This window comes from Acetatifactor sp. (assembly GCF_982438285.1).
The window spans coordinates 1-4,867 of the sequence record NZ_CEWDFQ010000237.1 but is presented as its reverse complement, the minus strand read 5'-3'; the positions used below and the strand labels follow the sequence as shown (position 1 = coordinate 4,867).

The following is a 4,867-nucleotide window of genomic DNA, read 5'->3' as shown; positions in this document are numbered from 1 at the left end:
GGATACTCCTGTTTTTGTGGGAAGATTCAATGTGGGCGCGGTGTCGCTGCACCTGCCCATGATTCTGGCAAAGGCCAGAAAGGAGAGCCGGGATTTCTATGAGGTGCTGGACTATTATCTGAATCTGATCCGTCAGCTTCATATCCGCACCTATGCGTATCTGGGAGAAATGCGGGCATCCACCAATCCTCTTGCCTACTGTGAGGGAGGTTTTTTGGGCGGACACTTAAAGCTGTCTGACAAGATCAAACCTTTGCTGAAATCTGCAACTGCAAGCTTTGGCATTACTGCCCTCAATGAGCTGCAGGAGCTTTACAATGGGAAATCTTTGGTGGAGGATGGCGCCTTTGCCATCGAGGTATTGGAGCATATCAATAAAAGGGTGAATGAATTTAAGGAACAGGACGGGCATCTCTATGCCATCTACGGTACGCCGGCAGAAAACCTCTGCGGCCTGCAGGTAAAGCAATTCCGCAAAAAATACGGCATTGTAGAGGGCGTTTCCGACAGAGAGTATGTGAGCAACAGCTTCCACTGCCATGTGACGGAGGATATCACGCCCATTCAGAAGCAGGATCTGGAGAACCGCTTCTGGAACCTGAGCAACGGAGGGAAAATCCAGTATGTGAAATATCCCATCGACTATAATCTGGAGGCCATCAAGACACTGATCCGCCGGGCTATGGATATGGGCTTTTACGAGGGCGTCAATCTTTCCCTTGCCTACTGTGACGACTGCGGACACCAGGAGCTCGAAATGGACGTCTGCCCCAAGTGCGGCAGCCGCAATCTGACAAAAATAGACCGAATGAACGGTTATCTGTCCTATTCCCGCGTACACGGCGACACCAGACTCAACGACGCCAAAATGGCAGAAATCGCCGAACGGAAAAGCATGTGACATAAGCGAAGCCCTGCGAATGAAGCCCTGCGAAGCAGGTCACATGCGCAGAGAGAAAAGCGTGCTGCGAAGCAGGGGCGAAGCCCTGCGAATGAAGCCCTGCGAAGCAGGTCACATGCGCAGAGAGTTAAAAATCCGAAAACGAGGACAGAAACGAAATGAGATATCACAATATTACCAAAGACGACATGCTGAACGGGGACGGTCTTCGTGTGGTGCTCTGGGTGGCCGGCTGCAGCCACTGCTGCAAGGAATGCCACAATCCCATTACCTGGGATCCTGACGGAGGGATTCCATTTGACGAAGCGGCAAAGCAAGAGATTTTTGAACAGCTGGACAAGGACTATATATCAGGAATCACATTCTCGGGGGGAGACCCTCTTTATCCGGGAAACCGCATGGATGTGCGCAGCTTTATGACGGAAATTAAGGAAAAATATCCAAACAAGACAATTTGGCTGTACACAGGCGACAGCTGGGAAACCATTTATAATGATCCTATGATGGAGCTTGTGGACGTGGTGGTGGACGGAGAGTTTCATGTGGAAGAAAAGGACCCGAAGCTTTTGTGGAAAGGAAGCAAAAATCAGAGGGTGATAGATGTACAGGAAACACTCGGGAAGGAAAAACCATGGGAGCCGGTGCTTCACTGTGCAGACTATGAGGCATAGATAAGTGACAGAGCCCATTTCTGTGGGCGGGAAGGTACGATAGACAGATGCAGAGAATCGCAAAATTTCATAAGGTCAGCGCCGGACAGTTTGCAGAGTCAATGGCGGAAGATTTTCCACAGTTTACACAGGCGGATATTCAGGATATGTATGAAAATCTTAAGCTGCCTGTGCGCTCCACCAAAGGAAGCGCAGGGTATGATTTTTTCGCACCCTTTTCCTTTTCTCTTGCGCCCGGTGCCACAATCAAGATTCCAACGGGAATCCGGGTGGAAATGGAGGAAGGCTGGGTTTTGAAGCTATATCCCAGAAGCGGCCTGGGCTTTAAATATCGTCTGCAGATGAATAACACGGTGGGTATTATTGACAGCGACTATTTTTATTCCGACAATGAGGGACATATATTTATCAAGATGACAAATGCCTCAAACGAGGGAAGAACAGTGGAGGTTCCTGCAGGAACTGGTTTTGCCCAGGGAATCTTTCTGGAATTTGGCATTACCGTTGATGACGATGCCGACGGGGTGCGAAACGGCGGCTTTGGCAGCACTACCAGGTAAACTTTTAAGGCTTTCATTGATAAGAGTATAGAAAGCTCCCTTTCCGGGGACACTGAGAAAAAGCATTTCAGTCAGCCGGGAAAGGGAGTTTGTTATTTATGAAGGAAAATCTGGCAGAAGAGCAGGAAAATCTCAGCTATCCGAAGGAAATCTCAGGTTCGCTGAGGAAGGATATGCAGTTTTTAAATCAAATATTGGATGTGGAGAACAATTTTGACGTGGTCCACAGAGTGGTGCATATCGGGGGAAAAGAAGCGTGTATGTATCTGATAGACGGCTTCTGCAAGGATGAGCTGATGCAGAAGCTTTTGCAGTTTTTTATGGAAATCACGCCGGAACAAATGCCGGCGGACGCCCATGAAATGTCCAAGCAGGACATTCCCTATGTGGAGGTGGACGTAAACAGCCAGTGGGAGACTATTATAAATGCGCTGCTTTCCGGTGTGTTTCTGCTTCTGGTGGATGGATTTGAAAAGGCGCTTTTGATTGACTCCCGCACCTATCCTGCCAGAAGTGTACAAGAGCCTGACAAGGATAAGGTGCTGCGGGGCTCCAAGGACGGCTTTGTGGAAACCATTGTTTTCAACACAGCGTTGATCAGACGCAGGATACGAAGCACTGACCTGCGCATGAAAATCATGAATGCCGGTAAAAGCTCCAAAACAGACATTGTACTCTGCTATATGGATGAGAGGGTGGATCACGCTTTCTTACAGGAAATAGAAGAGAAGATCAACAATATTCAGGTGGATTCTCTTACCCTGAACCAGGAAAGCCTGGCGGAATGCCTTTACCAGAGAAAGTGGTATAATCCCTTTCCTAAATTTAAGTACACGGAGAGACCGGATACGGCGGCCGCACAGATATTGGAGGGGAATATTGTGATTTTGGTGGACAATTCCCCCTCTGCCATGATCATGCCCGTGACCATCTTTGACGTGCTGGAGGAGGCGGACGACTATTATTTTCCGCCCATAACGGGAACCTATCTGCGCATCACCCGGTTTTTGATTGCCATTCTCACATACCTGGTGACACCCACCTTTTTACTGTTGTCCGCAGAAACGGATCTGATTCCGGAGAGCTTTGCCTTTATCCGGCTGAAGGAGACTCCAAACATCCCCCTGATCTGGCAGTTTCTCATACTGGAGCTGGCAATAGACGGCCTGCGTCTGGCCGCCGTCAACACGCCGAATATGCTGAGCACCCCTTTGAGCGTTATGGCTGCCCTGGTGCTGGGAGAATTTGCCGTAAACAGCGGGTGGTTTTCCAGCGAAGTAATGCTGTATATGGCCTTTGTGGCTATCGCAAATTATACCCAGGCAAATTATGAACTGGGATACGCCCTGAAATTTATGCGGATATTAAATCTGATTTTAACACAACTGTTCGGATTATGGGGGTATCTGGCGGGAATTGCAGTGCTTTTGATAGCCATTGCCACCAACCGCACCGTATCCCGGAAGAGCTATCTTTATCCGCTGATTCCCTTTGACTGGGAGAAGCTGAGAAATCGTCTCATTAGGAGGAGACTGCCCGGAGCTTTTGAACCAAAAGCAAAATAAACGCAGGATAAAATTTGAAATCTTGGGTTCCTAATGGTATAATATACAAAAAGGCGGGCAAAGCAGCCCGGGAACCGCAAGGCTTCCGGACTGCCCCAATTATGATACGAATGGAGGAAATTATGTTTAAAATAATAACAGACAGCACGGCTGATCTGCCGGAGGAGTACATAAAGGAGCACGATCTGGGATGTATGAATTTAAGCTATATTCTCGATGGTGTGACCTATGGACACGGCAAGGAGCTTGACTGGAAAGAATTTTATCAAATGATGAGGGAAGGGAAAATGCCAACTACCTCCCAGATCAATCCAGAGGAGGCAAAGGCCTATCTGGAGGAAGTGATCCAGACTGAGAAGGAGGTTTTATGCCTCTCCTTTTCTTCAGGTTTAAGCGGAACCTGCGGCAATGTGATGCTTGCGGCAGAGGAAATCATGGAAGAGCACAGGGACTGCAAAATCATTGTGATTGATACGCTGTGTGCTTCCCTGGGAGAGGGGCTTTTAGTCCATAAGGCGGTCTGCCTGCGGGATCAGGGAAAAACCTTGGACGAGGTTGCAGACTGGGTAAGGGAAAATCTGCTGCATCTGGTTCACGTTTTTACGGTGGATGATTTGTATCATCTTCACCGGGGTGGAAGAGTGAGCAAAACCGCAGCTGTTTTAGGAACTCTTGCAGGCATTAAGCCGAAGCTCCATGTGGATAATGAGGGACATTTGATTCTTATAGGAAAGGTGCGGGGCAGGAAGAAATCATTAGCTGCGCTTGTGGATTATATGGAGGAAAAAATAGGCTCCTACCGCAGTGAGAACGATATTGTGTTTATCAGCCACGGGGACGCCCTGGAGGATGCAGAGGCAGTGAGAGATATGGTAAAGGAAAGGCTGGGAATACAGAATTTTCTCATTAACCGTATCGGTCCTACCATCGGAGCTCATTCAGGACCGGGTACAATCGCTTTGTTTTTTATGGGAGAGTCAAGATAGGTCCCAGGGGAATGCTTTCCGCCGCATCGAGTATGAAGCTTTGGATGCGGCGGTTTTTTCGCGCCTGATTGTTCGCTGTGAGAAGTCAACAATCAGGCGCAGATTGTTTGAAGGATTGGAAAAATGAAACAGGTTGAAATTCAGAAAGCTATAGATAAAAATATGCTGGAAAACTGTCTGGAGA

General features: G+C 48.3%; 6 protein-coding genes. 5 read left to right on the top strand and 1 reads right to left on the bottom strand.

Annotation, left to right across the window (positions count from 1 at the left end; genetic code table 11):
• The 5 genes from nrdD to AC1WIP_RS11335 all read left to right on the top strand — a co-directional run.
• Positions 1-901: anaerobic ribonucleoside-triphosphate reductase (gene nrdD, locus AC1WIP_RS11355; protein ID WP_481141933.1), on the top strand; the 901-nt coding region annotated here is incomplete at its 5' end.
• 158 nt (positions 902-1,059) lie between these two features.
• Positions 1,060-1,572 (top strand): anaerobic ribonucleoside-triphosphate reductase activating protein, encoded by a 513-nt coding sequence (nrdG, locus tag AC1WIP_RS11350; protein WP_481141932.1) that lies wholly within the window; start codon positions 1,060-1,062, stop codon positions 1,570-1,572.
• A 47-nt stretch (positions 1,573-1,619) separates the two neighbouring features.
• Positions 1,620-2,132: a dCTP deaminase/dUTPase family protein gene (locus tag AC1WIP_RS11345; protein ID WP_481141931.1), complete on the top strand. Its 513-nt coding sequence runs from the start codon at positions 1,620-1,622 to the stop codon at positions 2,130-2,132.
• A gap of 98 nt (positions 2,133-2,230) precedes the next feature.
• The gene (locus AC1WIP_RS11340; protein WP_481141930.1) at positions 2,231-3,697 is read left to right on the top strand and encodes a spore germination protein; all 1,467 of its coding nucleotides are present in this window, start codon (positions 2,231-2,233) and stop codon (positions 3,695-3,697) included.
• Between the two features lie 122 nt (positions 3,698-3,819).
• The gene (locus tag AC1WIP_RS11335) at positions 3,820-4,683 is read left to right on the top strand and encodes a DegV family protein (protein WP_481141929.1); all 864 of its coding nucleotides are present in this window, start codon (positions 3,820-3,822) and stop codon (positions 4,681-4,683) included.
• On the opposite strand, the gene AC1WIP_RS11330 is transcribed toward AC1WIP_RS11335, so the two are convergent.
• Positions 4,675-4,867, bottom strand: a 193-nt coding sequence (locus AC1WIP_RS11330) for a hypothetical protein (RefSeq protein ID WP_481141928.1), incomplete at its 5' end; no start/stop codon positions are given. The genes AC1WIP_RS11335 and AC1WIP_RS11330 overlap by 9 nt on opposite strands.

Bases quoted from the DNA above. Each gene is read 5' to 3' on its own strand.
- AC1WIP_RS11335 (WP_481141929.1), top strand. From the start codon at position 3,820: ATGTTTAAAATAATAACAGACAGCACGGCTGATCTGCCGGAGGAGTAC.
- AC1WIP_RS11345 (WP_481141931.1), top strand. From the start codon at position 1,620: ATGCAGAGAATCGCAAAATTTCATAAGGTCAGCGCCGGACAGTTTGCA.
- AC1WIP_RS11340 (WP_481141930.1), top strand. From the start codon at position 2,231: ATGAAGGAAAATCTGGCAGAAGAGCAGGAAAATCTCAGCTATCCGAAG.
- nrdG (WP_481141932.1), top strand. From the start codon at position 1,060: ATGAGATATCACAATATTACCAAAGACGACATGCTGAACGGGGACGGT.